Genomic DNA, 24,374 nt, shown 5'->3' on the forward strand with positions numbered 1-24,374 from the left:
CAGGGGCTGGATGGGCATCCAGTCCCGGCCGTGGGCCGTGACTACAATCCGCCGCCATGGCAACCCCCAGCAAGACGCCTTCCGGCTACTCGGAAGGTTCCATCCGCGTCCTCAAGGGCCTGGAGCCCGTCAAGCAGCGGCCGGGCATGTACACCCGCACCGACAACCCGCTGCACATCATCCAGGAAGTGATCGACAACGCCGCCGACGAGGCGTTGGCGGGCTTCGGCAAGAAGATCAAGCTCACGCTGCACACCGACGGCTCGGTCAGCGTCGAGGACGACGGCCGCGGCATCCCCTTCGGCCTGCACCCCGAAGAGAAGGCCCCCGTCATCGAGCTGGTCTACACCCGGCTGCACGCCGGCGGCAAGTTCGACAAGGGCCAGGGCGGCGCCTACAGCTTCTCGGGCGGCCTGCACGGCGTGGGCGTGTCGGTGACCAATGCGCTGTCGACGCGGCTCGAAGTCGTCTCGCACCGCGAGGGCCAGGTGGCCCGCCTCGTCTTCGGCGCCGGCGACGTGATCGAGCCGCTGCAGCTGCGCGCGCAGGGCAGCGGCGACCGCAGGCAGGGCACCACCGTCCGCGCCTGGCCCGACGCCAAGTACTTCGAATCGGCCGCCTTCCCCATGGGCGAGCTCACGCACCTGCTGCGCAGCAAGGCGGTGCTGATGCCCGGCGTGGCCGTCAGCCTGACGGTCGAGAAGAGCGGCGAGACGCAGCAGTGGCTCTACAAGGGCGGCCTGCGCGACTACCTCATGCAGACGCTCACCGCCGACCCGGTGATCCCGCTCTTCGAGGGCGCCGGCCATGCCGACAAGAACACCGAGACCTTCGCCGAAGGCGAGGGCGCCGAATGGTGTGTGGCCTTCACCGAAGAAGGCCAGCCGGTGCGCGAGAGCTACGTCAACCTGATTCCCACCAGCGCCGGCGGCACGCACGAAAGCGGCCTGCGCGACGGCCTGTTCAACGCCGTCAAGAGCTTCATCGAGCTGCATTCGCTGCTGCCCAAGGGCGTCAAGCTGCTGCCGGAGGACGTCTTCGCCCGCGCCAGCTACGTGCTGTCGGCCAAGGTGCTCGACCCGCAGTTCCAGGGCCAGATCAAGGAGCGGCTCAATTCGCGCGACGCGGTGCGGCTGGTCTCCAGCTTCGTGCGGCCGGCGCTGGAGCTGTGGCTCAACCAGCACGTCGACTACGGCAAGAAGCTGGCCGAACTCGCCATCAAGGCCGCGCAGACGCGCCAGCGCGCCGGCCAGAAGGTCGAGAAGCGCAAGGGCTCCGGCGTGGCCGTGCTGCCCGGCAAGCTCACCGACTGCGAGAGCCGCGACATCGGCCACAACGAACTCTTCCTGGTCGAGGGCGACTCCGCCGGCGGCAGCGCCAAGATGGGCCGCGACAAGGAATGCCAGGCCATCCTGCCCCTGCGCGGCAAGGTGCTCAACACCTGGGAAGTGGAGCGCGACCGCCTGTTCGCCAACACCGAGATCCACGACATGTCCGTGGCCATCGGTGTCGATCCGCACGGCCCCAACGACACGCCCGACCTGTCGGGCCTGCGTTACGGCAAGGTCTGCATCCTGTCCGATGCCGACGTGGACGGCTCGCACATCCAGGTGCTGCTGCTCACGCTCTTCTTCCGGCACTTCCCCAAGCTGATCGACGCCGGCCATGTGTACGTGGCGCGGCCGCCGCTGTTCCGCGTCGATGCGCCCGCCCGCGGCAAGAAGCCGGCCGCCAAGTTCTATGCGCTGGATGAGGCCGAGCTCACCGCCATCCTCGACAAGCTGCGCAAGGACGGCGTGGCCGAGGGCAAATGGAGCATCAGCCGCTTCAAGGGCCTGGGCGAGATGAGCGCCGAGCAGCTGTGGGAGACCACGCTCAACCCCGACACCCGTCGCCTGCTGCAGGTGCGCCTGGGTCGGCTGGACTTCAGCCACACGCAGGGCGAGATCACCAAGCTCATGGGCAAGGGCGAGGCTGCCGCCCGCCGCGAGCTGATGGAACTGCGCGCGGACGACGTCGAGATCGACGTATGAGCGCGTCATTCCCGGCCGCGGTGTTGGCTCTGCTCCTCTCCCCTCTGGGGAGAGGCTGGGTGAGGGGCCGCGGGCGCTCGATGGGGCGCGGCGTTGGCTTCGTCGTCGAAGCTGCCGAGCGTGTGAGTGCCGATAGGGCGCGCCGTGCGGTGCTGGCCCCCACCCCAGCCCTCCCCCAGAGGGAGAGGGAGTGGATGCGGGCGCTTGGCTTTGCAGCGGGCGCTCTTTTCTTTGTCTCCGGTTCCGCCCATGCCGCCCTCTACGGCTACACCGACGAGCGCGGTGTCGCCCATTTCTCGGCTGAGAAGCTCGACGCCCGCTACCAGCTGGTGCTGCGCGACGACACCGCTGGCAGGTTCGGCGCCGACGACGCGGTGCCCGCCGAGGCGGCGCAGGCGCTGCAGCAACTGCTGACCCGCCGCACCGGCGCCGGCGCGAGCGGCACCGTCTACGGCTACCTCGATCCCCAGGGCCAGCCGCATTTCGCCGACACCCGGGCCGATGAGCGCTACGAGCTGATCGTGCGCGACGGCGAGGTCCTCAACAGCCGCTGGAATCCCATCGACCGCCGCCGTCCGCTGCCCCCCGCGGCCGTTCCCGCCGGCGAGCCGCCGCGCAAGGGCCTGCTGGCGCTGGTCGAGAAGCCGCCGCTGTCGCCGGCCGTGAAGACTGCCCTGCGTGACGCCGCCCGCAAGCACGGTCTCGACGAGTCGCTGCTGCACGCACTGATGGCCGCCGAATCCGGCTTCGACATCGACGCCGTCTCGCCCAAGGGCGCGGTCGGCCTGATGCAGCTGATGCCCGCCACCGCCGAGCGCTACGGCGTGCGTGCCGACGCCAAGCAGACGGTGGCCCACAAGCTCACCGACCCGCGCATCAACATCGCCGCCGGCAGCCGCTACTTCAGCGACCTGCTCAAGATGTTCGACGGCAGCATGGAACTCGCCCTGGCTGCCTACAACGCGGGCGAGGGCGCCGTGCAGCGCGCAGGCCGCCGCATTCCCGACTACCGCGAGACGCAGAACTACGTGAAGACGGTGATGCAGCTCTATGCGCACCTCAAGCCCTCGGCCCCTTCGCGTGTGCTCACGGCCAGCGTGAACCGCGCCGGCAAGCCCGCCACGCGCGTGCGCATGGAAATTGCGCCGCCCTCTGCCGAGCGCGACGTCGGCGCCGAGTAGTGCGCCATGACCGATGCCGGCCCGCCGCTCGGCGGGATGCTTCGTGCACCGAGGCCGCAGCCCGGTGGCCTCGGAGGCGATGGCCCCCTTCACGCTGAGCCCGCCCTTCTGCTTCGAGCGCTCGTAGCAGAACGCAACCCACCCCAAGACTGACGGCTGCCCCCGGCAGCCGCCCGCCAGAACCCGACTTTCCGCACGACGATGGACGACGACACCCAAGCCCCCCAGGCCCTGGCCGAGCCCGAGGACCCGAACAGCCTGACCCTGGCCGACTACGCCCAGACCGCCTACCTCGAATACGCGCTGAGCGTGGTCAAGGGCCGCGCGCTGCCCGACGTGTGCGACGGCCAGAAGCCGGTGCAGCGGCGCATCCTGTACTCGATGTCGCGCATGGGCCTGGGCTTTGGCGGCGCCAACGGCACCGTCGGCGCCAAGCCTGTCAAGAGTGCGCGCGTGGTCGGCGACGTGCTCGGCCGCTTCCACCCGCATGGCGACCAGGCTGCCTACGACGCGCTGGTGCGCATGGCGCAGGACTTCGCCCAGCGCTACCCGCTGATCGACGGCCAGGGCAACTTCGGCAGCCGCGACGGCGACGGCGCGGCGGCCATGCGCTACACCGAGGCGCGGCTGGCGCGCATCACCTCGCTGCTGCTGGACGAGATCGACGAGGGCACGGTGGACTTCGTGCCCAACTACGACGGCTCCACCGACGAGCCGCGCCAGCTGCCGGCGCGCCTGCCCTTCGTGTTGCTCAATGGCGCCAGCGGCATCGCCGTGGGCCTGGCCACCGAGATCCCCAGCCACAACCTGCGCGAGGTGGCCGACGCCTGCGTGGCCCTGATCAAGGCCGGCGGCCAGCTCAGCGACGAGGAGCTGTTCGCCCTCATCCCCGGCCCCGACTACCCCGGCGGCGCGCAGATCATCAGCAGCGCGGCCGACATCGCCGACGCCTACCGCACCGGCCGCGGCTCGCTCAAGGTGCGCGCACGCTGGAAGATCGAGGAACTGGCCCGCGGCCAGTGGCAGGTGGTGGTCACCGAGCTGCCGCCGGGCGTGAGCAACCAGAAGGTGCTCGAAGAGATCGAGGAGCTGACCAACCCCAAGGTCAAGGCCGGCAAGAAGGCGCTGACCACCGAGCAGCAGCAGGTCAAGGCCGCGCTGCTGGCCGTGCTGGACGCCGTGCGCGACGAGTCCAGCAAGGACGCGCCGGTGCGCCTGGTCTTCGAGCCCAAGACCTCGCGCATTCCGCAGGAAGAGTTCATCGCCACGCTGCTGGCGCAGACCTCGCTGGAAACCTCGTCGTCCATCAACCTCACGCAGGTGGGCCTGGACGGCAAGCCGACGCAGAAGTCGCTGCGCCAGATGCTGGAAGAGTGGATCGCCTTCCGCGCCCGTACCGTGGAGCGCCGCTCGCGCTTCCGGCTCGACAAGGTGCTGGACCGCATCCACATCCTCGAAGGCCGGCAGCTGGTGCTGCTCAACATCGACGAGGTGATCGCCATCATCCGCGCGGCGGAAGACCCGAAGGCCGCGCTCATCGCCCGCTTCAACCTCAGCGACCGGCAGGCCGAGGACATCCTCGAGATCCGCCTGCGCCAGCTGGCCCGGCTCGAAGCCATCAAGATCGAGCAGGAGCTGGCCAAGCTGCGCGACGAGCAGAAGAAGCTCGAGGAGATCCTGGGCAGCCCGGCCGCGCTGCGCCGCCTGCTGGTCAAGGAGATCGAGCATGACGCCAAGACCTTCGAGGACCCGCGCCGCACGCTGATCCAGGCCGACAAGCGCGCCGTGGCCGAGGTCAAGGTGCTGGACGAGCCGGTGACGGTGATCGTGTCGCAGAAGGGCTGGGTGCGCACGCAGAAGGGCTGGAACCCGGAGAAGGCCGACTACGCCTTCAAGGCCGGCGACAGCCTGTACGGCGCCTTCGAATGCCGCACGGTGGACACGCTGCTGGTCTTCGGCACCGCCAAGGGCGGCTCGGTGCGGGTCTACACCGTTCCCGTCGCCAGCCTGCCGGGCGGGCGCGGCGATGGGCAGCCCGTCACCACCATGATCGAGCTGGAGGCCGGCACGCAGGTGTCGCACTTCTTTGCCGGTCCGCCGACGGCGCAGCTGCTGCTGTCGAGCACGGGCGGCTTCGGCTTCATCGCCGCCATCGAGCACATGATGTCGCGGCACCGCAGCGGCAAGGCCTTCATGGACGTGGCCGAGGGCGACCAGCTGTGCCGCCCCAGCCTGGTGGGCGGCGCGGCGGGCACCGAGCCGCTGCCCGCTGCCACCCATGTGTGCTGCGTGGCGAGCGACCGGCAGATCCTGACCTTCGACATTGCCGAATTGAAGCTGCTGCCCAAGGGCGGCCGCGGCCTCACGCTGATGGACCTCGCGCCCAAGGCGCGCCTCGCGGGCGCGGCGGCCTACACCCGCAGCATCCGCATCGAGGGCGACTTCCGCGGCAAGCGGCGCGACGAGCAGCTGGACATCCGAACGCTCAACAACGCGGGCGGCACGCGTGGCCGCAAGGGCAAGCCGGGTTCGTTCACCTTTACGCCCGACTGGGTCCAAAGGGTGCTGTGATGGGTGGCATCGACTTCAGCACCCTCGGCCTGGTGCTCGGCGCCGTGGCCGGCCTCGTGAGTTTCTGGCTCGGCCGCAAGCTCAGCGCACGGCGGCGCGAGCGCAAGCGGGAGAAGGAAGAAGCCGCGCGCCGAGCGACGGAGACACGTCAGCAACGTCGGGCACGGGAACGGCGGGCAGGACCTCGCTGAGGCTGCGCGCCATCGCCAGCAGCGTGTCGCCGAAGCCGCCGCGCGCACGCGCCTGCGGGCGGGCACTGGTCCACACGCGGGGCAGGGCGCTCCAGGCGATGCGGGCGCCGGTGCGCGCCAGCGCGTCGACCAGCGCCACGTCCTCGCTGCAGCGCAGCGGCGCAAAGCCGCCAGCGCGCCGGTAGGCCTCGGCGCTCACGCCCAGGTTGGCGCCATGGATGTGGCGGTGACCGTCGGCGTCGCGGTAGTGGTGGTCGAAGTGGGCCTGCAGCCGGTCGGCCAGGGGGCCGTGCGCCGACCAGTCGTCCACGGCCACGCTGCCGCACACGGCGTCGGCCTGCAGCGCCAGTTGCGCGGCCAGCCAGCGCGCATCGACGCGCGTGTCCGCATCAGTGAAGGCCAGCCAGCGCGCGCCGGCCGCCAGCAGCCAGTCGGCGCCGGTGGCTCGCGCCGTGCCGACGTTGCGCGCCTCGATGGGCAGCGTCCAGGCGCCGGCATGGCGGGCCAGCCGGGCGGTGTCGTCCGCACAGGCGTCCAGCACCACCACCACGCGCACCGCCTCGCCCTGCAGGTCCGGATGGGCCGCCGCAACGCGCACGGCGGCCAGCGTGGCGGCGATGTGGGCCTCTTCGTCATGGGCCGGGATGGCCACGCCGATCAACGCACGCCCTCCTGCTGCGCCACGGAGCGGCGCTCGCGCTGCCACACGTGCAGCAGGAAGTCGTCTTCCTCGTGTCGTACGACGCGGTACAAGCCCAGTCCTTCCAGCACGCGGTGCACTTCGGCGGTGGCGGTGCGGCGGCCCTCGAAGTCCGGCCGCCAGTCGCAGGCCACCAGCACGCCGTCGGGCGCCAGCGTGGCGGTGCAGCAGTGCGCCACGCGGGCCACGTCGATGCGGGGCAGAAAGTAGTTCACTTCGCTGAGCACGATGAGGTCGAAACGCTCGGCCGCCGGCCAGTCCTGCGGCACCGTGCGCTGTTCGACCCGCACATGGGGCTGGCCGGACAGGCGCCGGGCGGCCGTGACCACCGCGCGGGGATGGAAGTCGCTGCACAACAGGGCGTCGCAACGCGTGGCGAGTGCGGCGCTCAGCTCCGCGGCACCGCAGCCGGGTTCGTAGGCGCGTCGGAAGCGCGGGCGGGGCAGGGCGGCCAGCAGCACGTCGCGCTTGCGGCGCTCGTACCAGCGGGTGCGCAGGCCGTAGGGGTCGTCCTGCTGCGCATAGATGCCGTCGAAATAGCGCTGCCCGCTCTCCGGGAGATCGGCGGCGGGATGGGCATGGAAGGAGGACATCACAAGCGGCTTTCCGGACTCTCAGGGCAGGAAGAACACCTCGAAGGGACGATCGGCACGCGCCACGGTCGTGGCGCGCAGCACAGGCCCGGCGCCGGTGCTCGGGTCGGGTGCCAACTGGCTCGCGAAGGCGCGCATGGCCGCCTGCTTGCGGCGGGCGATGGCGGCCGGAAGAGGCAGGCGCTGCGCGCGCGCCCAAGGCATGCGCGCGTCACCCGGGCGCGCCCAGTGCCAGGCCCACACGGGTGCCTGCAGGCAGCGGGCGCCGACGGCGCTGGCCGCCTGCGCGGCGGCACGGCCAGTAGCCTCATGGTCAGGGTGGCCGTCGAACTGCCAGGTGGTGATCACCACGTCGCGCGGACGCAGCACCGCCTGCAACTGGCGGGCGAGTTCCGCCTCCTGCGCGGCGAGCCCGCCGTCGGGCAGGCCCAGGCGCACCAGCGCCTGCGGATGCGCCCCCAGCGCCGCCAGCGCGGCCAGCGTCTCGCGCGGGCGCTCCGCGGCCAGGCGCTCGGCCGGCCACAGGCGCGAGGCCGGGTGACTGGCCGCGCCATCGGTGACGGCCACCAGCGCGATAGAGCGGCCGATCTGCGTCGCCAGCGCCAGCAGGCCGCCCGCGGCCAGCACTTCGTCGTCGGGATGTGGTGCCACCACCACGGCCCGGGCATCGGCCGGCACCAGGTCGCTGAACTGCGCGAAGGGCACGGCCGCGAGGCGGCTGCAGCGCGCCCATTGCCATTCGGGCGTGCCTTCGCCCGGGCCGATATGGCGCGTGGCAGGCGGCTCGGCCAGGACGGCGCCGTTCACAGCGCGCACCAGCCGCCGAAGGCGGCAGGCGTCCCGTCGTCGGCCAAAAGGGCCAGCATGCCAAGCCCGGCTTCGTCCCGCTCGGCATGGCTCTGGCGCATGAACACGGGCAGGTCCGCCATCAGGCGCGCCAGGCGCGCGTCGGTGCACAGCGGGCCTGCGCCCAGCGCGCGGCCTGCGTGCTGCATCACCATGCTCGCCGCATGCTCGACGGCAAGCCGTGCGCGCAGGGCCGTGGCCTGGGCGTCGTCGGTGGGATGGGTGTCGATCCAGGAAGCGCTTTCGCGCAACAGCGCCGCGCAGGCGCACAGCAGCGCTTCGGCCGCGCCCAGATGCGCCTGCTGGTGCGCGTTGGGCCGGCCCTGGCGCAGGTGCTTGCGCATGCGCACCGCCACGGTGGCCGCGGCACCCCACCAGCAGGCGGCTATGCCCGCGCCGCCATGCCAGAAACCGGGCCGGTTCACGTAGTCGCCCGGCGCGCCCACGGGCGTGGCGAGCACGCCGTCGAAATCCACCTGGGCCGTGTCCGTCGGGCCCATGCCCACGGCGTGCCAGTGCTGGCTGCCGATGGTCACGCCCGGGGCGTGCATCTCCACGGCCGCGAGCCCGGGCTGGCCGTCGTCGTACCAGCCGCTCACCAGCGCATGGGTGAGCTGCCGGGCGCCCGAGCACCAAGCCTTGGGCCCGTGCAGCCGCAACTGGCCGCCCGGCGCCTGTTCGAAGCGCAGCCGGGCGCTGGGGGGCTCGGCGCACCAGGTGCCCCACAGGCTGCCTTCGGGTCGGGGCGGACCACGCAGCTCGTCCAGGATGGCGAGCGCGTCGGTGTGGCCTTCGTACAGCTTGGCGAGATTGAGGTCGTGGCCTGCCACGGCCGCCAGCCATTGCCAGCGCAGCAGCGTGCTGCCATGGCCGGGCAGGGGCAGCGCGTCCAGCCCTTGGCCGACCAGATGGTCCAGCGTCAATGCGGCCGTGCCCGAGTCTTCCACCAGCCGGCCGAGTACCCGCTCGGGCGGTTCTGCCAGGGGCGACGATGAGAAGAGCGCAGCGGTCATTGGAAAGGACAGTACGTGCGTAGCGGTCGGCGGGCGGTCGGTCCGCGCGGGCGGCGCTGGTCGGTGCGGGTGCGCTGGCGGTGTAGGCGCGCGTGCGGTCGGGCTGCCCGCCTCAGTGCCGGCCGGTGCGCGGGCGGGCGACCCCGCACAATGGCGGGCTGCGACTTTTTCTCGTCGCCCTGCATCCCATTGGAGATCCTCCGCATGAACCCCCTTCGCCTCGGCATGATCGGCATCGGCCTGATGGGCCACGGCATTGCCACCAACCTGGTGAAGCACGGCCACCAGCTCACCGTGCTGGAGCACCCGGGCAACCAGCCCCTCGATGCCCTGCTGGCCGCCGGCGTCCGCACGGCGGCCACGCCCGCCGCGCTGGTGGCCGACGCCGATTACGTCATCCTCTGCGTGACCGGCTCGCCGCAGGTCGAGGCCGTGCTCGTCGGCGACGGCGGCCTGCTCAAGGCCATCAAGCCCGGCACGGTCATCATCGACTGCTCCACCTCCATCCCCGATTCGACGCTGCGCATGGCCAAGGCCGTGCAGCAGGCCGGCGGCCGCTTCCTGGACGCGCCCATGACCCGCACGCCCAAGGAAGCGGCCGAAGGCCGGCTCAACCTGCTGGTGGGCGGCGACGCGGCGCTGTTCGACGAATGCCGGCCGCTGCTGGCCTGCTTTGCCGAGAACATCACGCACGCCGGCGGCGTGGGTGCCGGCCACGGCATGAAGCTGCTGCACAACTACGTCTCGCTGGGCTCGGTGGCGCTGATCGCCGAGGCCGCCGCCTGCGCGCGGCGTGCAGGCGTGTCCGCCGACGTCTTCGTCGACGTGCTCGCCAAGGGCGGCGGCGGTGGCGTGGCGCTGGAGCGGCTCAAGCCCTTCATCCTGAACAGCGACGCCAGCGGCCTGCGCTTTGCCATGTCCAACGCGCAGAAAGACCTGGGCTACTACACGCAGATGGCCCACGGCTTCGACGCTGCGCAGCGCATTGCCGAGGCCGTGTATGGCACCTATGCCGGCGCCGTGGAGCAGGGCGGCGTGCAGCGCCTGGTGCCCGAACTGGTGGCCTTGCTGGCGGAGTCTGGCGGCAAGGCACGCTGAGCTGTCGGCAGCTTCGGAAACGGCCAGAAAACGCTATATACTGCGAGGCTCTTCGGAACTGCAGCAGGCGCTCGCCGCCTCACCTGTACCGAAGGTCTCCCAGCGGCGCGATAGCAAAGCGGTTATGCCCCGGATTGCAAATCCGGTCAGTCCGGTTCGACTCCGGATCGCGCCTCCACCCCACACCCTCGTCGACGCTCCTGCTATCGTCCGCCCACGCCGCCCGGATGGTGAAATTGGTAGACACAGCGGACTTAAAATCCGTCGCCGTTGAAAGACGGCATACCGGTTCGACCCCGGTTCCGGGCACCACCTTCACACAGAACAGGGAGCTGCTCATGCCTCGCTACAACGCTCCATTCGAAATCCATGTGCACGGCGATGTGCCCATGCGCGCGGATGTCACCTACGCCCAGATCCAGGAAGCGCTCAAGCCCCTGTGGACGTACGCCGGCGCCAAGTCCCTGGCCGACGGCGCCACCAGCGCCTACGAAGAAGAGCCCGGCATCCGCTTCGACGCCAAGGAGCGCATGCTCCAGGTCTGCTGGACCATCACCGGCGACGAAGACTTCCGCCAGGCCCTCGACGAGATGTGCATGGCCCTGAACGAACTGACCGAGCAGGGCGCCGCCATCGAGGTGAGCTTCTACGACACCGAGTTCGACGAAGAGGAAGACGGCGACCCCGAGGCCGATTCCCGCGACGACTTCGTCATGCTCTTCGTGGGCCCCAACCCCGCCGCCATCATGCAGGTGCAGCGCGACCTGCTGGTGGAAGACGTGGTGCACCTCATGGAGCGCCACTTCGACGGCGCCGAACTCGGTGGCGTGGTCGCCGAGATCGACAAGCTCTTCAGCGATCGCTTCGACGCCCTGGTCAACTCGCTCGAAATCGGCCGCCCGCCCCGCGGTGGTGGCAGCAGCGGTGGCCCTGGTGCCGGTGGCCATGGCGGTGGACGCCGGCCGCGCCACCTGCACTGAGTCTTCGCGTCAGCGCCTCCGATGCCCGCCCTGGCGGGCATCGTCGTTTCTGTCGCAGCGCGCCGCTATCCTGGGCCTCCGCCCACACTCCTGCGCGCGCCGCCATGCCCCTCTTTCCTTCCTCCGCCCTCTGCCCTGGCGTGCGCAAGCGCGAAGTGCTGGCCTGGGCCATGTACGACTTCGCCAACTCGGGCTACACCACCGTCGTCATCACGGCCGTGTATGCCGCGTACTTCGTCGGCGGCATCGCGGGCGGTGCGCCCTGGGCCACGCTGGCCTGGACCTCGGCGCTGAGCCTGTCGTATGCGGTGGTCATGCTCACCATGCCGGCCATTGGCGCCTGGGCCGACCGGCGCGCCGCCAAGAAGCGGGTGCTCATGCTCAGCACCGCCGCCTGCGTGCTCAGCACCGCGGCCCTGGCCCTGACGCCCACGGTGCATGGCGCGGCCGGCGTGGCGGTGGCGATGCTGCTGGTGGCCGTGTCCAACACCTTCTACTCGTACGGCGAATCGCTCACCGGCGCCTTCCTGCCCGAGCTGGCCACGGCCGAGGGCATGGGCAAGGTCAGCGGCTGGGGCTGGGCCTTCGGCTACGTGGGCGGCATGCTCACGCTCGGTCTTTGCCTGGGCTATGTGCTGTGGGCGCAGGCGCGCGGGGTGCCTGCGGCGCAGTTCGTGCCTGTCACGCTGCTGGTGACCGCGGGCGTGTACGCACTGGCCGCCAGCGCCACCTTTGCGGGGCTGCCCGAGCGGGCGCAGCCCGAGCCCGACCGCGGCATCGGCGCGTGGCGGCAATTGCGCCACACCTTCGCGCAGGCGCGGCAGTACCGCGACTTCATGTGGGTGCTGGCCTGCACGGTCTGCTACCAGGGCGGCGTGGCCGTGGCCATTGCGCTGGCGGCCATCTATGCCGAGCAGGTGATCGGCTTCAAGACGCAGGAGACGATGGCCCTCATCTTCGTGCTCAACATCGCCGCCGCGGCAGGCGCCTTCGGCCTGGGCTACCTGCAGGACAGGCTGGGCCACCGGCCCACGCTGGCGATCACGCTGGTCGCATGGATCGCCGTCTGCGTGCTGGCGGCGCTGGCGCAGGGCAAGGGCCTGTTCTGGGTGGCGGCCACCATCGCGGGGCTGGCCATGGGGGCCAGCCAGTCGGCCGGGCGCGCCATGACGGGCGTGCTGGCGCCGCAGGCGCAACTGGCGGAGTTCTTCGGGCTGTGGACCTTCGCCACGCGCCTGGCCAGCATCGTCGGGCCGCTGTCGTACGGGGCCATCACCTGGGCCGCGGGCGGCAACCAGCGGGTGGCCATCATGGCGACGACGGTGCTGTTCGTGGGTGGGCTGGTGCTGCTGCTGCCCATCGACATGCGGCGGGGCAGGGCGGCTGCGCTTGGCGCCTCAGGGCGCGCGCAGTGAGGGCGGGATCGGGTAGCGCCCGTCCCGCGCCTTGAGCATCACCGAGGTGTAGCGCGGCGCCGCGGCACGCTCGGCGCACTGGCCGTTCTCGTCGATCGCCATCTGCCGCACCACCAGGCTGCGCCGCACCAGCAACTCGGCCCAGGCGCCGGCGGGTCGCGCGGGCGGCGGCTGGGTGGTGAGCTGCGTGCGGACCTCCTCGAAGCGGCCGTGGCAGCTCAAGTCCCACTCGCCGCTGTCGCGCTGCATCACCAGCTCGTCCAGCACCGGGCGGATCGTCTTGCCCTGCACGACGAAAAGCCGCAGCGTCTCGACGCTGTACGGCCGGGCCGGATCGTCGCCCCGGTACAGCACGCGCAGGCCAAAGGCGCGCTCGCCGCTCGCCAGCACATAGCGGCCCATGTCCAGCCGCAGTTCCTGAATGCGAAGGCGTGCGTCTTCCACCAGCAGCTCCGGCAGAAAAAGCCGCGCCGCCACCGTGTCGCGCTCGGTATTTCCGTTGTCCGGCCTCTGCACCAACAGCAGCTCGACGTCAAGGGTGCGGGCCCCCTTGTCGCTGACACCGTTTTGAAGTGGCAACGCAACTATCGTCTTGCTGACAAATGTGGAGAAACTCTTGCAGGCCGTTAACGAATGATCGATTACACGTAGGGGATGCAGCTTCGCTTGCATCCGTTCAGCCAAACCCGTGTCGCACGCTGCTGCAGCTATAGCAGGCGCGCACAGGAATGTCACCACCAGAAACAACGTCAAAAACCTTTGCACCATCTCGTATCATCGCCGCGCCAGAGTGGCGCATCGGCGCACCAAGCCGGCTTCAGCTGCTGACTGCGGTCGAGCCCATCAGCCAACGTCGAACCGCCCGATGCAAATTTTCACAGTCTCCACTGCTGAGCAGCGCCAAGCCGCCGGGTCCGTCCGCGCGGGCCAGTCCGGCCGCATCCAGCAGACGAACAGTGTGACGAGCGACAGGTTCTCCGGTTTCCACAAAACGAACATCACTCCCTGCCAGCCCGGCCAACAGGTCCTGGGCGAAGGGGTAGTGCGTGCAACCGAGGACGACGACGTCGGCTTGACCTTCATCAATTCCGAGCGGTCCAGCCTCGGCGATGTAGCGGGTGCACAGGGCGCGGATGGCGGCCTGGTCGTCCTGCTCGATGGCATCGGCCAGCCCGTCGCAGGGCACCGGGCGCACCTCGTGCCCCGGGCCGGCCACGCGCTCCACCAGCGCGCCGAACTTGGCGCTGGCCAGCGTGCCGCGCGTGGCCAGCACCGCCACCCGGCCGGTGCGCGAGACAGCCAGCGCCGGCTTGAGGGCCGGCTCCACCCCCACGATCGGCATACCGGGCCAGGCAGCGCGCAGCAGATGGATGGCCGCCGCGGTGGCCGTGTTGCAGGCCACCACCAGCGCCTTGACGCCGTGCTCGCGCACCAACTGGCCGGCCACCTGCAGCGTGCGGTCGGCCACGAAGGCGTCGCCCCGCTCGCCGTAGGGCGCGTACGCCGTGTCGGCGTAGTAGACAAAGCGCTCGTGCGGCAGCCGCGCCTGCAGGGCCGCCAGCACGCTCAGGCCGCCCACGCCGCTGTCGAAAACGCCCACCGGCGCGGAGAGGCTCATGGCTCAGGCCGAGGCCACCTCGATGCCCTTGAACTCGCCCGTGGCGATGCGCTTGCTCCACTCGGCCGGGCCGGTGATGTGCGCGCTGGTGCCGCCGGCGTCCACGGCCACCGTCACGGGCATGTCGACCACGTCGAACTCGTAGATGGCTTCCATGCCCAGGTCTTCGAAGCCCACCACCTTGGCCTGCTTGATCGCCTTGCTCACCAGGTAGGCGGCGCCGCCCACGGCCATCAGGTACGCGCTCTTGTGCTTCTGGATGGCCTCGATGGCCACCGGGCCGCGCTCGGCCTTGCCGATCATGGCGATCAGGCCCGTCTGCGCCAGCATCATCTCGGTGAAGCCGTCCATGCGGGTCGCCGTGGTGGGGCCCGCGGGGCCCACGGCCTCGTCGCCCACCGGATCGACCGGGCCCACGTAATAGATGACGCGGTTGGTGAAGTCCACCGGCAGCTTCTCGCCCTTGGCCAGCATGCCCTGGATGCGCTTGTGCGCGGCATCGCGGCCCGTCAGCATCTTGCCGTTGAGCAGCAGCGTGTCGCCCGGCTTCCAGCTGGCGACGACTTCGGGCGTGAGGGTGTTCAGGTCGACGCGCTTGCTCTTGTTGTAGTCGGGCGCCCAGTCGATCTTGGGCCACAGGTCGAGCGAGGGCGGATCGATGTACGCCGGGCCCGAGCCATCGAGCACGAAGTGCGCATGCCGCGTGGCCGCACAGTTGGGAATCATCGCCACCGGCTTGCTGGCCGCGTGCGTGGGGTACATCTTGATCTTGACGTCCAGCACCGTCGCCAGGCCGCCCAGGCCCTGCGCGCCGATGCCCAGGGCGTTGACCTTCTCGTACAGCTCCAGGCGCAGCTCTTCGACCTGCGTGAGCGCCTCGCCGCGGGCCGACTTGGCCTGCAGCTCGTGCATGTCGAGGCTGTCCATCAGGCTCTCCTTGGCCATCAGCACCGCCTTCTCGGCCGTGCCGCCGATGCCGATGCCCAGCATGCCCGGCGGGCACCAGCCGGCGCCCATGGTGGGCACCGTCTTCAGCACCCAGTCGACCACGCTGTCGCCCGGGTTGAGCATGACCATCTTGCTCTTGTTCTCGCTGCCGCCGCCCTTGGCCGCCACCGTCACGTCGACGGTGTTGCCCGGAACGATCTCCGTGAAGATCACGGCCGGCGTGTTGTCTTTGGTGTTCTTGCGTGCGAACTGCGGATCGGCCACCACCGAGGCGCGCAGCATGTTGTCGGGGTGGTTGTAGCCGCGGCGCACGCCTTCGTTGATGGCGTCGTCGAGGCTGCCCGTGAAGCCTTCCCAACGCACGTCCATCCCCACCTTAAGAAAAACGTTCACGATGCCCGTGTCCTGGCAAATGGGACGGTGGCCGGTGGCGCTCATCTTGCTATTGGTGAGTATCTGGGCCATCGCGTCCTTGGCTGCCGGGCTCTGTTCGCGCTCATAGGCCTTGGCCAGGTGGGCGATGTAGTCGGCGGGGTGGTAGTAGCTGATGTACTGGAGGGCGGCGGAGATGGAGTCGATCAGATGAGATTGAGATATTGCAGTCATAACGGTTGCCTCGTTGGGGGCGCATATTATCGCATGCGCTGGGCGCTGAATATTTAATCTAAATTATCGAAATACTGAAATGAATTACGAAAGCTACAGAATCAGCGGAAGAGAAGAGTCAATGATGACCTCGTCAGAAAAAAAAGTAACAGATTTTTTTCGAAGAATACTAGATATTTCTGGAGCACTATTTTTCTTTTTTGTATTTGGGGTTCTTTTTCTATGTGTGTGGATGTTGGTAATAATTTCCACAGGAAAACCTGCAATTTACAAGCATAAACGTGTAGGAAAAAATGGAAAAGAATTTTTTTGCCTGAAGTTTAGATCAATGGTCGTAAACTCAGACCAAGTCTTGAAAGAACTACTCGAGCGCGACGTAGAGGCGCGACGAGAGTGGGAAAGCACATTCAAACTAAAAAGCGATCCAAGGGTTACAAGATTTGGTAGATTTATTCGTAAAACTAGCTTGGATGAGCTTCCTCAGTTTTGGAATGTGTTGAAGGGAGAGATGAGTTTAGTTGGCCCCCGGCCCGTCGTTCATCAAGAACTTGATCGCCAATACGGCGACCACAGAGCATTTTATATTGCGGTGCGCCCTGGGCTTACAGGGTTATGGCAAATAAGCGGTAGGTCGGACGTTACCTATACCGAGCGCATCCAGTTAGACGTGCAATATGTGAAAAACCGCTCTCTAATCAACGACATAAAAATTCTTTTTAAAACAGTAAAAGTGGTTTTTGTGACCAAAGGTTCGTATTAAAATGGAGGTGTCTCATAGAGTCGCTCGGCGCGACTCGTTTGGACTGCGCCGCGCAACGATATTTTTATTAGTAGTTTTAGTAATTTTCTCCTTCAAGTGGCAAATTGTAGGTGTTGGAGAAGGCGGCGTTAGAGTAGATGATATTGCAATCGTCTTACTTTTTTTTCTATGCTTTAAATTCGCCAGAAAATCTGATTTTACGAAAAGCGCGCCTTTTGGAATATACATCATTTTTTTTGCATATTCCCTATGTATTTCAATTGCCGCGGGGTTATCAGGCACAGTTAATCTCTTCATATCGACACTATTTTCTTTGCGCCTATTGGAATACATGGCGTTTTATTTCGTGGGCTTAGCCATAGTTAGGCTGGGACTTGAAAACAAATTGTACAAATTCCTCGGCTACTATTTAATTTTTTTGATAATAATAATACCGTTGCAATTAGTCGGCATACTTCCAGTTGTATCGGCTTTCGGCTCAACACGTGCAATCGGGAATACTAACGGCCCCTATGAACTGGCTGCGATTAGCGGGGGGTTGAGCATGCTGTTTCTGTTCAAGCGCAGGATGCTTCTATTTTGGCTTGCAATTGGCATATGTGTAGCCGCCGCCGCTCGGATAACCTCGGCATGTGTAGCGCTATTGTTGATATACCACTATCGCCACGTGATTCGGCTGCACAAGCCCCTGATAAAGAACGCGACGAATTTTTCAGCGGTGATTGTTGTCGCCATGTTCGTACTCGCGGGCTACGTATTAACTACCTCCAAATTTGATAGGGAAGAAAATGATAGCGACGTCGTTTCCTTGCTTGACCGATTAGATGACGCAAGCCCGGCGGAATTTTTTAAGGGTCTTTCCGATAATTTCGACAGTGCCATGGCATTTGAATCCGCTGCTGTGTATCAGAATAGTGCGTTCGAGGATGCCATACAGTCTGCGAAAGAACAAGGAGGCGACATCAGTGGCTTAATTCGTACATATCGATGGGCAACGCTCATGCGCAGTACCCTGGCCTCGCCAGTCACCGCCGTATTTGGCCTAGGTCCATCATTTGGAACTGCTGCGGTAGACGGTTATTACGTGAGGCTATTCTGTGAGTTGGGGCTAGTCGGCACCATCATATTTGCGGTATGGCTGTCTCGATGCCTTCGCACTGCGACATTTCCGTTGTGGGTAAAGGGGTATTTGCTAATATTAATGTCCACAGCGATCTTTATCGATATTTTCGTATCATTCAAGCCAATGCTTCTAATGTGGATGTTCTTTGGTATTCATATTGCGAAGAAAACGGAGGGGCGATGAACGTTTTATTTCCGATGCGAGCCGATGCCGAAACAAAGATGGGCGGGGACACTTTACAGGTCAAGAGGTATATAGCTGAACTAGCAAAACTGGGAATCCGCGGCACATTGAGTACCGCTCCTAAACTATCGTTGCACGACGTGGACCTTGTCCACTTCACCAATATCGACCGACCGCTGGACCTCGCCGTACATTGGCGGCAGGTCACTGGGAAAAAAATCCCGTACGTCATCAGCCCGATCCATCATTCCTACGCCGAAATCGAAGCCTATGAAAAGGCAGGGCGGCGCTCGACTTTATCAAGACTAACAAAGCATCTGAACTTTCTTCAGATAGAAAAGCTGCGAAGCTTGGTTAGGTGTGCCATAAATCATCGCAATTGGCTGCCATATCAGCTGCCGCTGATAACTGAAGATTTATCCCAAGTCCAGCGCGAAATTCTGGCACAGGCCGCAGCGGTCTTATACCTCAATGAGCGAGAGTTTCTTCTCGCGCGAACGGAAATTGGGGCATCGGAAAAAAATAAAAATATATTGCCGAACGGTATAGAAAAAATTGGACTATGTAATGACTATAAAACTGCACGGGATATTGATTTTTTATGCGTGGGTAGAATTGAAGCGAGAAAAAATCAAAGATCTATTCTTTTGGCGGCTCAAAAAAAAGGGTACAAAATTAATCTCGTGGGGGCGGTAAACCAATACCACAAAGAATATGCGAAAGAGGTATTAGAGCTCGTTGAAAAATCAGGAGGTAAATATCACGGGGTCGTGGATAAAGCGGCTGTAGCATTGCTAATGAGTAGGGCCAAATGCCATATTTCTGCTAGCTGGTTTGAGGTCGCCTCATTAGTCGATATTGAGGCGTTTATGTATGGCTGTAGTGTTATTTGCTCTGTTAACGGAGGGACACAAGAAGTGCTGGGAGATAAGGCGGTCTATTGTGTTCCCAACGATATCGAATCAATTGCCCGCGCCCTAGAGATGGCGCTCCAGAAGCCGCAAGCTGTCGGTAGTGAAAGGGAGATGATATTTCCAACTTGGGAAGCCGTTGCAGCGCAACTTAGTACCGTTTATCAAAGGGCAATTACCGATGTTTGAGCGTTTTTTCATATACATGATATTCAAAATAAGAAACAAGAAAATACAATTAGACAGTCGGATCAATTTAGCAGAAGTGATTTTTCACGCCCTTAAAAAAGGTGGGCTTCCATTCGTTCGGGGATTATGGCTCAAATTGTTTATAAGAACTTCCAAGGGTCTCCTGTTTGTCGGAAAATCTGTAACTATCCTTGCACCTAGTCGCCTGTGTACCGGACGTAATTTTTACGTCGGCAGTTTTTCCTACTTAGATTGTCTATGCGCGGACGGGGTCGAAATTGGAGATAATGTTACTCTGCGAGAGGGAGCTTGGATGCAAATCTCAAGTGGATATAGTAATTTGGGATCAGGCGTGAAGATTGGTAATGGCAACTATTTTGGACCTCGGTCAATTATTGGCGCGGCTGCGCCAATAATGATTGGTGATAATAACCAGTTCGGCGCAAACCTAAACTTAATCGCTGAAAACCATAAATTTGAGCCGGGGGCCGGAATTCATGAACAAGGCGTTGACCGACTTGGTATAAGAATCGGAAATGGTTGCTGGTTCGGCAACAACGTCACTGTCTTGGACGGCGTGGTGATCGGGAGCGGCGTGGTGATTGGGGCAGGTAGCCTCGTCACCAAGAGCATTCCCGACTTCGCTGTTGCCTACGGTGTACCAGCAAAGGTGGTGCGGTTCCGTAGCAAGCCTTAATGCGAATATGTGAAAATATGCCTTCAAAGATTGATGTTCTTATTGACTGTAGACCGGTACGCACCCCCATAACTGGCGTCGCCCGTTATTGCATCGGACTATCGAATGCCCTTAATAGAGTCGCTGGTAATAATGCTATCGACGCTACCGCGTTAGTCGGCGGAAGAGGAAAAAATGATCATATTGGTTTAATCGAATCTGGAAATTATTCGCGCATCGGGGATCGCATCGTCCCTCAAGTCTTACTCAACGCGGTAAACGAATATCTACCAACAGTTAATAAATTAGTTAATTCAAGAAGTTTTGATATTGCCCATGAAACATATTTCGCGAATATCGCGATAAGGTCTAAATTTAAGATCGCGACAATACACGACACCTTTCCTCTTGATTTTCCCGAAGGATATTCAACAAGAAACATTAAATATTCTCAGCGTAATCTTTTTAGGCAGGTATCCGAGTCGGATTTAATAATTTCTGTGAGCGAGTATACAAAAAAAAGAATCGTCGATATTACCGGCTGCAGTTTAGAAAAGATTCGAGTTATTGGATTGGGAGTTGATTTACCGTCTCGTGCTGAGTCAAAGCAGGTCGCACCCGTCGAGAGTCCATTTTATTTAGTTATTGGAAATATTGAGCCTCGCAAGAATCTCGAGCGACTTATCGATGCTTGGATCAGTTCAAATGTTTGGCAGACAGGTGCCAAACTCTTAATTGCCGGCCGACTTCTATATAAATCCGATACATTTTCAAAAAAGGTGCAGGCGGCTCGTGGGTACAGTGTTGTTTATTTGGGGGAGGTCGATGAGCAGGAAAAGGACGTGTTATTTCGCAATATGCGCGCTCTTATATTTCCCAGCCTGCTGGAAGGCTTTGGCATTCCCGCTATTGAGGCGTATCGATATGGTCGTCCCGCTCTTCTTGCAAATTCTTCCGCGCTTGCAGAGCTCGTCGTTCGTCCCGAATGGAGTTTTGACCCCCTGAACGTCGAGTCTATGGCGTCAGCTATCTCGACTTTCCACAACCGGCCAGACGATATTCTCGTCGACGACCTTATGACGGTTGGTAAGAGTTTCTCTTGGACGGCGGTAGCCGAAAAAACGATCGAGCTATACAGGGTATTAGGAAAAAAATGAATGTAAAAAATGTTTTGAGTTCGCTGTTGTCTGTCGTTTTCCCTGCCGCGCTTTTTATTGCTGGTACCGCCATCGTCGTCCGCTTCGGGGCAACGAAGACTTTCGCCGCGCTCTCTGTTGTTTGGCTTTGGGGAACTATTTTTTCTAATTTGGATGCTGGACTGGGACGTGCATTCTCAAAGGCTCTTGCAAATAAAATTCATAAGGCTAAAGCGAATTGGCATTACCGATTTGCAGTCCAAAGCGAAATAATTAGGAGGTTTTCAAACATCGGATTGTTGTTTGTGGTGCTCGGGGGTATCGGATTTGGCTATCTTCTATTGACCGATTCGAGCGGCAGTAAAAAGCTTGAGTGGAATATCGTAAAGTCAATTGAAATCATAGGCATGGGGGCGGTCACAATATGTTGTGCTGTCTTTAGGATGCAACTTGAGGCGCTCGGAAAATTCAATTTTTCCACAGCAACTGCAATAGCGATGGCCATAAGTCTTTATGTGCCCCCTGTTGCGTATGTAATGGTAGATACATATGAAAACGCAGCTTTTGCTTCCACGCTTGCCGTTTTTAGCCGTGCCGTTACGTGTTATTTTATTATTTATTTTTTCTATCGCCGTCGGCATACCGGCCGACATAAAGCTACCTCCATTCGGCGTCTTATAAAATATTGCGCCTCGAGTATTCGGGGATTCGCCCTTTATTCGGTCAGTTGCATTGCAGCTGGGCAAGGGGATAGATTGTTTGCCGCTAAGGCGCTTCCGCATCAGAGTTTTGCTGCATATAACGCTATTGCCGAATTTCTGCAAAAGCTAAATATTCTACCTTTAGTCTTACTTCGAGTAGCTACGCCTACTATTGATCGACTAGCTCTGCAGAGAGATAATAAAATATACGGATTCGCGAGAAAACTCATACTTGCCCATTTTTTTATGGCGGCGGGATTGCTTGCGTTATATCCGTTGTTTTCGATGTGGGTGCGGTGGTGGCTACGCATTGATGACGTCGATGTGATGCGCATATTGCTAGTGTCCGTTGGATGTTCATTTATTACGTATCCTTTGTCAAACCTTTGTGTGTCCAATGGAGGTATCAGATCCCTAGCCCGGGCGCATATTGCGATAACAGTTGCTTATTTCTTTTCGATTGTTATTTGTTATTTTTATTTTTCTTCTATGAGCGCTTACATGGTTGCGTCAATTTCCCTGGCGAGAGCGGTTGTTGAGATGTTTTATTTGGTTTACCTTATCAATTTCTCTCTAACGGTGCGGTATTTATACGGACTGTGCGGGACTTACATAGTAATTTCAAGCATTTTTTTGTGGTGGACTAAATAAATGAAGTTAATTGCTGCGGCCGGTGGATGTCACGTCTCCAATTATATTGTTGGGCCCCAGAACGCTTTTGTTAAGAAGCTTGCACTCTCGGCGGGGTTAGGCTATCTCGGCTTCACTCGGCCGACTGCAATAAAGCGCTTGTTTGAAAGAGCTGAACGGCTTGTGGCTAGTGCCGATGGTGAAGTGGTATTGATAATTCAAATAGGTAATTTTGAAACGATCAATATTTTGGCCGACTCTTATGCGCTCGTGGGACGGAAGGAAGCCTTTACTTCGGAGTACACTCTTGAAAATACGGACTTAAATTATGATACGGTCTTTCGTGCCAACGCGAAATTTAAAATAAAGGAGTGGTTGAAGCTAGCCTTTTTCAAGGTAAGTTCTAGCCCCGCGACACTTGCTGTAAAAATTGAAGCAGTTACAGATGAGTTGGTTAAAGAACTGGAAAAAATATCCAGCATCGCGAACATTGAGAAAGTTGTTGTTCTGGGGCCTCTGCCCTCATTAAGGTACTCTCTCAACCATCTTAGACGCCTTCTCGACGTCAGCTTTAACAAGAGGTTTGCTGACTTAAACGTGCTCGAGAAAATTTGTTACGTATCTGCGTTTGATATATTCGCGTTAAACATTCATGGAAAGGATCTTTCGAAATATTATGCGGATCCCGATCATTTGAATGCTGAGGGGCATAACCAAGTCTTTGAGAAAATTCAGCAAAGGGATCTATTGTGAGTCGAACAACCCCGAAGGTTTTGGTACTTTTGGCAACGTTCAATGGTGGAAAATTTGTTGCCGACCAAATAGCCTCTGTATTAGCTCAACGAGATGTTGACGCTAGTATTTTTGTGCGGGATGATGGCTCTGTCGACGAAACAAAAAAAATCTTAGAAGATTTAGAGTCCAAATTTCCGGATAAAATTGTTATTATTAGAAATTCGGAATTCTCTGCACCAGGTGCTGCAAAAAATTTTTTTAATCTTATTATCGCTGGCTCGGATGCAGATTGCGATTTTGTTGCTTTTTGCGATCAAGATGACGTTTGGCTACCCAATAAGTTAATTGAAGCAGTCCTCGCACTTCAACAGAATGGAGCGGATTGCTATAGCAGTTCCTCGACTCTAATGTGGGACTACAAGAAGTTTCGTTTTAACAAGAAAGAAACGAGGCGTGTGGAATTCGACTATTTCTTCGAATCTGCAAGCCATGGTTGTACATTCGTTTTCTCGAGGAATGTCTTAGGCCAATTTGCAAAATTCTTGACGTCGAATGCGTATGCGCTGAAGGATATTAAGTTTCATGATTGGTTATTGTATTTTTGGGCCAAATCGTCACATTTGAAGTGGTTCTATGACGAACGGTCGTTTATTCTGTATCGGCAGGGTGTGAATAATGTCATTGGCGCCAACAGCGGGTTTGGCGCCCTCATTAAAAGGGTTAAATTATTAAATAAAGGATTTATACGCTTGGAGCTATTGAGATATTTGGAGCTTTTTCCTGAGCAGCGCGGATCAGAAATTGGTGCTCGCGTATTTAGATGGAATCGTATTGATCGAATTTTTCTTGCAATAAATGCTCTGAAATTCCGCTCACGGAGAACTCATGCTATTGGATTGGCTTTATGTATTCTAACTATAGGGATGTAGCGTGCCGTCTAGGTGAAATCGGAAAAACCTCTTTTCTTCTCGCTATTATTTGATCTGTTGCATGGGAGATTTTTATATGTGCTGACCCTTCTTCATTTATAAACGGGCAGCTGTTGATTCGCTACAGCGCTGATTATTCGTCGAACTGCGTGGGTCTAGTTATGCATCGACATTTATTTTATGTTAATGATTTGTAGTAACCCATATTTTTTCGATAGCGCTCCTGTTTTTTGCTTTCATTAAATTTAAATTTGGCTAGCACTGCGGCTTAAATCAGTCGCTCCGATATTTCTATTGATTAGGGGATGAATACAAGTCGCCTAAAAAGGTGTCGGCATCCGCCAGCTTGGCAGCCGCCGCATCCTTCGCCGACACCTTCGGTTCGCCCCCGAAGTCGGGCCATTCGATCCCGATGTCCGGATCGCTCCACAGGATGCTGCGCTCATGCGCCGGCGCGTAGTAGTCGCTGGCCTTGTACAGGAAGTCCGCGCTGTCGCTGGTCACCACGAAGCCGTGCGCAAAGCCGGCCGGAATCCACAGCTGCCGGTGGTTGCTCTCGCTCAGCTCCACGCCCACCCACTGCCCGAAGGTCGGCGAGCTCTTGCGGA

Annotated in this window: 22 protein-coding genes and 2 tRNA genes; 16 read left to right on the forward strand and 8 right to left on the reverse strand. The window is 61.2% G+C overall.

The window, feature by feature from the left end:
* Positions 1-56 precede the first annotated feature (56 nt).
* The 3 genes from KBC94_RS18370 (at position 57) to parC (ending at position 5,785) form a co-directional block, all read left to right on the forward strand.
* Entirely contained in the window at positions 57-2,033 is a 1,977-nt protein-coding gene (locus KBC94_RS18370) for a DNA topoisomerase IV subunit B (RefSeq protein ID WP_294373210.1), read from the forward strand.
* 194 nt (positions 2,034-2,227) lie between these two features.
* On the forward strand, positions 2,228-3,214 hold the full coding sequence (locus tag KBC94_RS18375; RefSeq protein WP_294373212.1) for a lytic transglycosylase domain-containing protein: 987 nt from the start codon (positions 2,228-2,230) through the stop codon (positions 3,212-3,214).
* A 201-nt stretch (positions 3,215-3,415) separates the two neighbouring features.
* Positions 3,416-5,785 (forward strand): DNA topoisomerase IV subunit A, encoded by a 2,370-nt coding sequence (gene parC, locus KBC94_RS18380; RefSeq protein WP_294373214.1) that lies wholly within the window; start codon positions 3,416-3,418, stop codon positions 5,783-5,785.
* 81 nt (positions 5,786-5,866) lie between these two features.
* Here parC and KBC94_RS18385 read toward each other — a convergent pair whose 3' ends face one another.
* The 4 genes from KBC94_RS18385 to KBC94_RS18400 are packed head-to-tail and all read right to left on the reverse strand — an operon-like array spanning position 5,867 to position 9,128.
* Positions 5,867-6,637, reverse strand: a complete 771-nt coding sequence (locus KBC94_RS18385) for a glycosyltransferase (protein ID WP_294373217.1) — start codon at positions 6,635-6,637, stop codon at positions 5,867-5,869.
* On the reverse strand, positions 6,634-7,269 hold the full coding sequence (locus tag KBC94_RS18390) for a methyltransferase (protein WP_294373219.1): 636 nt from the start codon (positions 7,267-7,269) through the stop codon (positions 6,634-6,636). The genes KBC94_RS18385 and KBC94_RS18390 overlap by 4 nt, the downstream gene beginning before the upstream one ends.
* 21 nt (positions 7,270-7,290) lie before the next feature.
* Entirely contained in the window at positions 7,291-8,076 is a 786-nt protein-coding gene (locus KBC94_RS18395) for a PIG-L family deacetylase (RefSeq protein ID WP_294373221.1), read from the reverse strand.
* Positions 8,073-9,128: an acyl-CoA dehydrogenase gene (locus KBC94_RS18400; RefSeq protein ID WP_294373223.1), complete on the reverse strand. Its 1,056-nt coding sequence runs from the start codon at positions 9,126-9,128 to the stop codon at positions 8,073-8,075. The genes KBC94_RS18395 and KBC94_RS18400 overlap by 4 nt, the downstream gene beginning before the upstream one ends.
* A 204-nt stretch (positions 9,129-9,332) precedes the next feature.
* Here KBC94_RS18400 and KBC94_RS18405 point away from each other — a divergent pair, with 204 nt between their 5' ends.
* The 5 genes from KBC94_RS18405 (at position 9,333) to KBC94_RS18425 (ending at position 12,621) form a co-directional block, all read left to right on the forward strand.
* Positions 9,333-10,226 carry an NAD(P)-dependent oxidoreductase gene (locus KBC94_RS18405; RefSeq protein WP_294373225.1) on the forward strand — a complete coding sequence of 298 codons (894 nt, stop codon included), beginning with the start codon at positions 9,333-9,335 and terminating at the stop codon, positions 10,224-10,226.
* Between the two features lie 104 nt (positions 10,227-10,330).
* Positions 10,331-10,404, forward strand: a tRNA-Cys gene (locus tag KBC94_RS18410).
* 43 nt (positions 10,405-10,447) lie between these two features.
* Positions 10,448-10,538, forward strand: a tRNA-Leu gene (locus tag KBC94_RS18415).
* A 26-nt stretch (positions 10,539-10,564) separates the two neighbouring features.
* Entirely contained in the window at positions 10,565-11,206 is a 642-nt protein-coding gene (locus tag KBC94_RS18420; RefSeq protein WP_294373228.1) for a DUF6806 family protein, read from the forward strand.
* Between the two features lie 104 nt (positions 11,207-11,310).
* Positions 11,311-12,621 (forward strand): MFS transporter, encoded by a 1,311-nt coding sequence (locus KBC94_RS18425; RefSeq protein WP_294373229.1) that lies wholly within the window; start codon positions 11,311-11,313, stop codon positions 12,619-12,621.
* On the opposite strand, the gene KBC94_RS18430 is transcribed toward KBC94_RS18425, so the two are convergent.
* From KBC94_RS18430 to KBC94_RS18440, 3 genes are all read right to left on the reverse strand, one after another.
* A complete protein-coding gene (locus tag KBC94_RS18430; protein WP_294373231.1) occupies positions 12,604-13,293 on the reverse strand; it encodes a hypothetical protein in 690 nt (229 codons plus the stop codon). The two genes, KBC94_RS18425 and KBC94_RS18430, sit on opposite strands and share 18 nt — an antisense overlap.
* Before the next feature lie 145 nt (positions 13,294-13,438).
* Entirely contained in the window at positions 13,439-14,239 is an 801-nt protein-coding gene (gene murI / locus KBC94_RS18435; protein WP_294373233.1) for a glutamate racemase, read from the reverse strand.
* A gap of 3 nt (positions 14,240-14,242) precedes the next feature.
* On the reverse strand, positions 14,243-15,793 hold the full coding sequence (locus KBC94_RS18440; protein ID WP_294373235.1) for a fumarate hydratase: 1,551 nt from the start codon (positions 15,791-15,793) through the stop codon (positions 14,243-14,245).
* A 79-nt stretch (positions 15,794-15,872) separates the two neighbouring features.
* Between KBC94_RS18440 and KBC94_RS18445 the strand changes: the two genes are divergently transcribed.
* Genes KBC94_RS18445 through KBC94_RS18480 form a run of 8 tightly spaced genes read left to right on the forward strand, consistent with a single transcriptional unit; the run spans position 15,873 to position 23,766 of the window.
* Positions 15,873-16,553, forward strand: a complete 681-nt coding sequence (locus KBC94_RS18445; RefSeq protein WP_294373237.1) for a sugar transferase — start codon at positions 15,873-15,875, stop codon at positions 16,551-16,553.
* A 1-nt stretch (position 16,554) separates the two neighbouring features.
* The gene (locus KBC94_RS18450) at positions 16,555-17,859 is read left to right on the forward strand and encodes a hypothetical protein (protein ID WP_294373239.1); all 1,305 of its coding nucleotides are present in this window, start codon (positions 16,555-16,557) and stop codon (positions 17,857-17,859) included.
* Entirely contained in the window at positions 17,856-18,959 is a 1,104-nt protein-coding gene (locus KBC94_RS18455) for a glycosyltransferase family 4 protein (protein WP_294373241.1), read from the forward strand. Before KBC94_RS18450 ends, KBC94_RS18455 begins: the two co-directional genes overlap by 4 nt.
* Positions 18,952-19,656, forward strand: a complete 705-nt coding sequence (locus KBC94_RS18460; RefSeq protein ID WP_294373243.1) for an acyltransferase — start codon at positions 18,952-18,954, stop codon at positions 19,654-19,656. The genes KBC94_RS18455 and KBC94_RS18460 overlap by 8 nt, the downstream gene beginning before the upstream one ends.
* Before the next feature lie 17 nt (positions 19,657-19,673).
* Positions 19,674-20,792 carry a glycosyltransferase family 1 protein gene (locus KBC94_RS18465; RefSeq protein ID WP_294373244.1) on the forward strand — a complete coding sequence of 373 codons (1,119 nt, stop codon included), beginning with the start codon at positions 19,674-19,676 and terminating at the stop codon, positions 20,790-20,792.
* Positions 20,789-22,123, forward strand: a complete 1,335-nt coding sequence (locus tag KBC94_RS18470; protein WP_294373246.1) for a hypothetical protein — start codon at positions 20,789-20,791, stop codon at positions 22,121-22,123. Before KBC94_RS18465 ends, KBC94_RS18470 begins: the two co-directional genes overlap by 4 nt.
* Positions 22,124-22,855 (forward strand): SGNH/GDSL hydrolase family protein, encoded by a 732-nt coding sequence (locus tag KBC94_RS18475; protein ID WP_294373248.1) that lies wholly within the window; start codon positions 22,124-22,126, stop codon positions 22,853-22,855.
* Positions 22,852-23,766 carry a glycosyltransferase gene (locus KBC94_RS18480; protein ID WP_294373250.1) on the forward strand — a complete coding sequence of 305 codons (915 nt, stop codon included), beginning with the start codon at positions 22,852-22,854 and terminating at the stop codon, positions 23,764-23,766. The genes KBC94_RS18475 and KBC94_RS18480 overlap by 4 nt, the downstream gene beginning before the upstream one ends.
* A 291-nt stretch (positions 23,767-24,057) precedes the next feature.
* Here KBC94_RS18480 and rfbC read toward each other — a convergent pair.
* On the reverse strand, positions 24,058-24,374 hold a 317-nt coding region (gene rfbC / locus KBC94_RS18485; protein WP_294373252.1), incomplete at its 5' end, for a dTDP-4-dehydrorhamnose 3,5-epimerase.

Source organism: Pseudacidovorax sp., from assembly GCF_017991995.1.
Lineage (GTDB): Bacteria > Pseudomonadota > Gammaproteobacteria > Burkholderiales > Burkholderiaceae_C > Xenophilus.

Excerpts from the sequence above, each read along its gene's own strand:
- KBC94_RS18370 (WP_294373210.1), top strand. The coding sequence starts at position 57 with ATGGCAACCCCCAGCAAGACGCCTTCCGGCTACTCGGAAGGTTCCATC.
- KBC94_RS18375 (WP_294373212.1), top strand. The coding sequence starts at position 2,228 with ATGCGGGCGCTTGGCTTTGCAGCGGGCGCTCTTTTCTTTGTCTCCGGT.
- parC (WP_294373214.1), top strand. The coding sequence starts at position 3,416 with ATGGACGACGACACCCAAGCCCCCCAGGCCCTGGCCGAGCCCGAGGAC.
- KBC94_RS18390 (WP_294373219.1), bottom strand. The coding sequence starts at position 7,269 with ATGTCCTCCTTCCATGCCCATCCCGCCGCCGATCTCCCGGAGAGCGGG.
- KBC94_RS18400 (WP_294373223.1), bottom strand. The coding sequence starts at position 9,128 with ATGACCGCTGCGCTCTTCTCATCGTCGCCCCTGGCAGAACCGCCCGAG.
- KBC94_RS18405 (WP_294373225.1), top strand. The coding sequence starts at position 9,333 with ATGAACCCCCTTCGCCTCGGCATGATCGGCATCGGCCTGATGGGCCAC.
- KBC94_RS18420 (WP_294373228.1), top strand. The coding sequence starts at position 10,565 with ATGCCTCGCTACAACGCTCCATTCGAAATCCATGTGCACGGCGATGTG.
- KBC94_RS18425 (WP_294373229.1), top strand. The coding sequence starts at position 11,311 with ATGCCCCTCTTTCCTTCCTCCGCCCTCTGCCCTGGCGTGCGCAAGCGC.
- KBC94_RS18430 (WP_294373231.1), bottom strand. The coding sequence starts at position 13,293 with ATGCAAGCGAAGCTGCATCCCCTACGTGTAATCGATCATTCGTTAACG.
- murI (WP_294373233.1), bottom strand. The coding sequence starts at position 14,239 with ATGAGCCTCTCCGCGCCGGTGGGCGTTTTCGACAGCGGCGTGGGCGGC.
- KBC94_RS18440 (WP_294373235.1), bottom strand. The coding sequence starts at position 15,793 with ATGACTGCAATATCTCAATCTCATCTGATCGACTCCATCTCCGCCGCC.
- KBC94_RS18445 (WP_294373237.1), top strand. The coding sequence starts at position 15,873 with ATGAATTACGAAAGCTACAGAATCAGCGGAAGAGAAGAGTCAATGATG.
- KBC94_RS18450 (WP_294373239.1), top strand. The coding sequence starts at position 16,555 with ATGGAGGTGTCTCATAGAGTCGCTCGGCGCGACTCGTTTGGACTGCGC.
- KBC94_RS18455 (WP_294373241.1), top strand. The coding sequence starts at position 17,856 with ATGAACGTTTTATTTCCGATGCGAGCCGATGCCGAAACAAAGATGGGC.
- KBC94_RS18460 (WP_294373243.1), top strand. The coding sequence starts at position 18,952 with ATGTTTGAGCGTTTTTTCATATACATGATATTCAAAATAAGAAACAAG.
- KBC94_RS18465 (WP_294373244.1), top strand. The coding sequence starts at position 19,674 with ATGCCTTCAAAGATTGATGTTCTTATTGACTGTAGACCGGTACGCACC.
- KBC94_RS18470 (WP_294373246.1), top strand. The coding sequence starts at position 20,789 with ATGAATGTAAAAAATGTTTTGAGTTCGCTGTTGTCTGTCGTTTTCCCT.
- KBC94_RS18475 (WP_294373248.1), top strand. The coding sequence starts at position 22,124 with ATGAAGTTAATTGCTGCGGCCGGTGGATGTCACGTCTCCAATTATATT.